Origin of the sequence: Psychrobacter sp. 5A.1, from assembly GCF_030407455.1 — a bacterium.
Lineage (GTDB): Bacteria > Pseudomonadota > Gammaproteobacteria > Pseudomonadales > Moraxellaceae > Psychrobacter.
In genome coordinates, this window is record NZ_JASDDJ010000099.1 from 1 (window position 1) to 5,503 (window position 5,503).

5 protein-coding genes and 1 pseudogene are annotated in these 5,503 nt (G+C 35.7%); all 6 read left to right on the forward strand.

The features are described from left to right. The first annotated feature begins 650 nt into the window (after positions 1–650). Positions 651–2,177 (forward strand): phosphorylase, encoded by a 1,527-nt coding sequence (locus QL982_RS13880; RefSeq protein WP_201540357.1) that lies wholly within the window; start codon positions 651–653, stop codon positions 2,175–2,177. A 24-nt stretch (positions 2,178–2,201) separates the two neighbouring features. Next, complete coding sequence (locus QL982_RS13885; protein WP_201540358.1) at positions 2,202–3,149, forward strand: CBASS oligonucleotide cyclase; 948 nt, start codon at positions 2,202–2,204, stop codon at positions 3,147–3,149. A gap of 1 nt (position 3,150) precedes the next feature. Continuing rightward, entirely contained in the window at positions 3,151–3,648 is a 498-nt protein-coding gene (locus tag QL982_RS13890) for a hypothetical protein (protein ID WP_201540359.1), read from the forward strand. Next, the gene (locus QL982_RS13895; protein ID WP_201540360.1) at positions 3,645–4,541 is read left to right on the forward strand and encodes an ATP-binding protein; all 897 of its coding nucleotides are present in this window, start codon (positions 3,645–3,647) and stop codon (positions 4,539–4,541) included. Before QL982_RS13890 ends, QL982_RS13895 begins: the two co-directional genes overlap by 4 nt. A 26-nt stretch (positions 4,542–4,567) precedes the next feature. Further along, complete coding sequence (locus tag QL982_RS13900) at positions 4,568–5,155, forward strand: 3'-5' exonuclease (protein WP_201540361.1); 588 nt, start codon at positions 4,568–4,570, stop codon at positions 5,153–5,155. Positions 5,156–5,202: 47 nt separating this feature from the next. Next, positions 5,203–5,503: pseudogene (locus tag QL982_RS13905) on the forward strand (hypothetical protein); the annotation flags it as partial.

Sequence of the window (5,503 nt, forward strand, 5' to 3'; positions counted from 1 at the left end):
GTCTAGAAGCTAATAGTATTTTAGAGAGAAGTAATATAGCCCCCTATGGCAGGATAGTTGTCACCCCTAAATAATAATTCCAAAGGGGACAATGAGGACACATCATGCCAGAATTATTACATAATGATTATCATCATCAAACTCAATTGGGTAGCTTATAATTTTGCCGTCGCTCTCGGATAAGGTTCTACCAATCTCATTGATATTAATCGATCACAGTTCTTCGCTTTTTAACTATAGTCAGTCCTAAATAAAATAAGTACAAGTATTATAATGCGCTACTGGTATTCATTTTCCTTGCTTGCTGTGCCTACGCAGACAGAGGCTGCGCAAACTTAATACCAGTAGCTCTGTGTTCATTTTACAGCGGATCGCCTATATCTCAACGAGTTTGAATTGAGCAACATAAAGTGAAGCTAATCGTTTTTAAGTTCTCCGTTATATTAGTATATGAATATCAGCATCCAGCATATTGAACAATAGAATCAGAAAGCCTTTGATGTTTAGAGCATCAATTTAGGTATCTTATTATATTATTTGGTATTACACATAAAATATTAACCTAAGATATTTTCAAAAGCCCATTGTAAATAACAAAAAACCCCCTATTAAGTAAGGATTAGAAACAATTCAGTGTGTAGGGGAGATGAATGGTGGGTTCTAACAAGCTTGAGGATAGTTATATTCTATTGGCAGGTAGTATATCGTCTAAAACTGATAACGCTAAGATTGAGTTAGCTCATAATTTTGTAGAAAATTTTGTAGAAAATGTTATTGAGTTTGGAGGAGGGTTTGTTGTTTATTTATCGGGTGAATGTCTAAATATTAATAATAAACCTCTTCTATTTGATTGGAGTATAGTAAGTATAATCGACAGATTATTGCCAGATGCAAGTGAGAAAGTACGATTAAAAGTAGTGGCTTCTGATAAGGTATTAAAAGAGAAAGCGACGGCTGAGCAACGAAGGTTACTTAGTAGTATGGTTAACAGGGGGCTAGCATCCAGAGTTCATATAGAAAGAAAAAAATTAACTGGAGGAGCCATTGTTGATGAACAGGTTCATATTTGCACTGAAATGGTGTGTCTAGGAGGTGGTAAAGGCGTATTTGGAAGAGCTACAAAGATGTCAGATAGCTCACTGCCTGTCATAGCGCTTGATTTAGAAATTGGTGGACTTAGTGATGATGGCAATGGCGCACTTGATGTGCTTGAAGAGTTCCAAGAAAATCCTGAAAAATACTTACCTCATACTGGTGCTGAGGTTTTACAATTTTTAGATTCTTTATCCTTAGAGTACTGTGTTCAGTCTTATTCAAGTATTGCACAAAGAATTATTGATATATTTTACAATGAAAAAATAGCCCAGATTGAAAGCTTACCGCCCGATGTGCTGATTATCACTGCTATTGGTGTCGAGCTCGCCGCTATAAAGAGAGTGTTAGATATTGACGACAGCACCGCAGCTAATAAAGTGAATAATAATTTAAATGTGTGGGATACCAAAATAATTTGTGCCGATGCATCAGAAATAAAGTGTGCTGTGGCCATTTTAGGTGAGGCAGGCATTCCTAATGCAGCATCAGTTACATCTACACTAATAAAGGCGTTACAACCTAAAAATATAATTATGCTTGGGATTGCTGGGGGAATGCTTGGTAAGTTTGAACTTGGAGATGTTGTTTTTGCTGAATTAATAATAGGATACGAAGGTGCCGCTTTAATTGCAGATAATCAAGTAGAGCCTCGACCAAAACACTATAACTTGAGAACAAGTATCAGACAAGATATCAATGCATACATAGGTAGTAATGACCAGTTAAGTGAGAGGTTAACTTATGCAAGAGAGTTTCATAATATTAAAATAAATAATCAAGATGCTAAATCCCAAACTATAACCCCCAAGCTAGCTACTATAGCTAGTGGTAATAAGCTTTTTAGAGATGAAGAAAAGTTTAATGAACTAAAAAAAATACATGGAAGAGTAGCTGTAGTAGAAATGGAAGGAGAAGGAGTATTTACTGCTTGCGAACAAAATGACACGCCTGTTTTAATGATTCGTGGCATAAGCGATAATGGTAACGATAATAAAAATGATGATTATCATAATATAGCAGCTACAGCCGCAGCCATTGTTGCTAAAGATTTTATAAAACACGGTTTAAGTTTAAACGTTTAAATAATAAATTTAATAGGAAGTAAAATGCCATTATTGAATAAAGAGCTTCAGTACTACGATAGTAATATCCTTCGCTTAGAAGAAGATAGAAGAAAAAAATATCATGAACAAGTTGATAATTTGATAAAAAATCTACGTAGAGAGATTAAAAATCAATCTGAACTTAGAATTGTAAGAGTAGTAAAAGCGGGTTCTTTTGCCAAATATACAATATTAAAGAAAACTAATGAGGATCAGATTGACGTTGATCTAGTTTTCTATATTGATGATGAGAACCACAATAGTGACTCATTTAAGGAATTGATTGAGCTCATTCAAGAGCTTTTAATAAAAATTTATCCGACTAAATCAGTAGAAGACTTCGAAATTCAGACAAGAGCTACTTCCATATCTTTTGTTGGTAGTGGTCTTGACGTTGATGTTGTGCCTGTTATTCAAGATAGTAATAATTTGGATTATGGATGGCAATATGACCTAAATACAGGAGGTAAAAGTCTTACCTGCGCACCATGTCATATAAAATTTGTACAAAATAGAAAGGATGAAGATAAGCATTACCGAACATTGGTACGTATGGCTAAACGTTGGAAGAATAGGGCTAAACCAAAAGGGCTAAAGTCTTTCCATATCGAATTAATATTAGCATCTATACAAGATAATAAAGGACCAACTGTAAACATAGAGGAACGTTTTCGAGCCTTCTTATTATATATTGCTCAGAGTAACTTACAGGAACGTATTGATTTTAAGGAAAATAGTTCGGAAACGCAGATATCTTTCTATGATCCTGTAGTAATCGTTGACCCTGCTAACCATCAAAATAACGTAGCATCACGGATAACTGATTCTGAAAGAAAAGAGATTGTTGAAAAAGCTGAAGAAGCTTGGGAGTTAGCAAACTATGCTTCCACAACAGGAGATTTAAAATTATGGAAAGAATTATTCGGTAATACCTTTAAAGTAGAGGGTTAAAATGAGTGTATCTAATTCAAGCACTGTAACCAGTTCTTATACGATAGCTGATGTTGCAAAAGTTGTAAGAAGTATCGAAGCTGATTTAGTAATGATAGCTAGTAGTACAGAAGCAGTTTCAGAAAATAAGGCTAGAGAATACGCCCATGATATCGAGCTATTGGCTAAAAGTGATTACTTAGCTAAGGTTGATTTGACTCTAATATCCGCTTCAGAAAATGAAGTTAAAGCCCTTACCTATTTGTTTATTACTGAAAATGCTTCAGGTTCAGCTAGACCTGGCGGGGTAATGTGGCCTTATACTCCTAGTGGAAGACTTAGAGTTATCTTATCTTATACTGATAAGTATCGAGCGCAAAGAGATCAAGCTAAAAAACTACCCTTAAAAATAAAATGGAGCCCTTCATATGATGATACAAGTCATAGTAGCTTATCTTCGTCGGGCAGTCGTGGCTATAGTAGCAATGGATTTGGCGCAAATAGGAATGATTATTCATGAGTGATTCAACTGTTTTTGAACAAATAACTGATCTACCAACAAGAGACTTAGATAAAAAAGCTGGCAAGCTTTTGGGATTTGAAAGTCGTTACCAACGTATTAAAAAGCAGTTGCAAATGCTTCTTCAGCCTGAGGAACTTGAAGCATGGAGTGATATTCATCATAAGAAAAAATTGGCTATATTAGAGTTGCTGTCTGACCAATATCCTCTAGCTATTTTCTATGGAGATGTAGGTACTGGTAAAACAGCCAATGCCGAGGCGATTGCCAATAAACTGGCTCGCGATGCTAAAATCGAAGACGCTATACTATTTAAATTAAGTAATAAAGTACGTGGTTCGGGCAGGGTGGGAGAAATGGGAACTTTAATTTCTCAAGCTTTTGATGAGATTACAAGGTCTATTGGTACAGGTGATGGACGTGCTTTTCTAATTATTGATGAAGGTGATTCCTTGGGCGCTTCTAGAAGTCAGCAGCAAAGTCATCATGAAGATAAAGTTGGTGTTAATACCATGATTCAATCCATTGATGACCTAAGAAAACATGGAGGTAGAATATTGGTGGTTTTATGTACTAACCGATTGGATTCACTTGATGCAGCGTTACGTAGACGTGCTTTGATAGTAGAGGAGTTTACGCGCCCTTCTAGACAAGAACTATATGATTTGTTTGTTCAAGATTTATCGGATTTAGACGTAGAAGAGCATGACATAGAAAAATTAGTCGAGCTAACTATGCCTACAAATAGTAGTCCTGGTTGGTCGTATTCCGATGTACGTACTCGTCTATATCCAACCGCTGTAGCTTCGGCGTTTCCAGATTCACCGTTGACTATGAATCATTTATTTGACGTTGCCGCAAGTATGCAACCTTCTCCGGTCATGGCTGGTTAATATTTAAAATATAATAAGGGCTTAAGATGACAAAGAAACCAGAAGTATTTATTTCAGTTGATATTGAAACAGCAGGGCCGATTGTCAGTGAGCACAGTATGATGACTATCGGAGCGTGTCTTGTTTACGAACCTGAAATTAATTTCTCTATTATGCTTAAGCCGATAAGTGAAATGTTCATTCCTGAGGCATTAGAAGTAACAGGTTTGACATTAGAACAAACTGAAAAAGAGGGTTTCACTCCTATTGAAGCTATGAAGAAGTTTAGTACCTGGATCAATAGCAACGTTCCTAAAAATTATAGACCTGTGTTTGTTGGTTTAAATGCGCCATTCGATTGGTCATTTATTAACTATTACTTTTTAAAGTATATCGAGCATAACCCTTTTGGCATAAGCGCTATAGATATAAAAGCAGTTTTTATGGGAGCTACTGGTTGTAGTTGGTATGATACTAAGTCGAGCTCTATTGATAGAATGGTTGCCCCTAGTTTAGAAGGCAATCACGATGCTTTAGCCGATGCTAAATATCAAGCTGAGCTATTTAGATTGGTATATACGTTAAGTGAGTCTAAGGGACGTAGCTTAGAGTCAAATGTCTCTGTAGAGAGATGACAAATCTGTTCTGTGATTAAATCACGAACTACAAAGTAGGGATGTCTATGACCAACGGAATAAGCTCTGAGCAAGCCTTTGAGCATGCATGGAAATATTTTGAATTGCACTCTAGCCAAAGAACGATTTTATTTAATTACTTTTTATTTATTATAGCGGGTTTGGGTGCAGGTATTGGAGCAACTTTACAAGCGTCTAATGATCTTTTATACATTGGTACATTTTTAAGTATATTCGTTGTTTTAGTATCTATTGTTTTTTGGAAGCTAGACCAGAGAACTTCATTTTTAGTCAAACAGTCAGAATCAATACTAAAAAAATTAGAAAGTAATTCAGATAGCACTATTG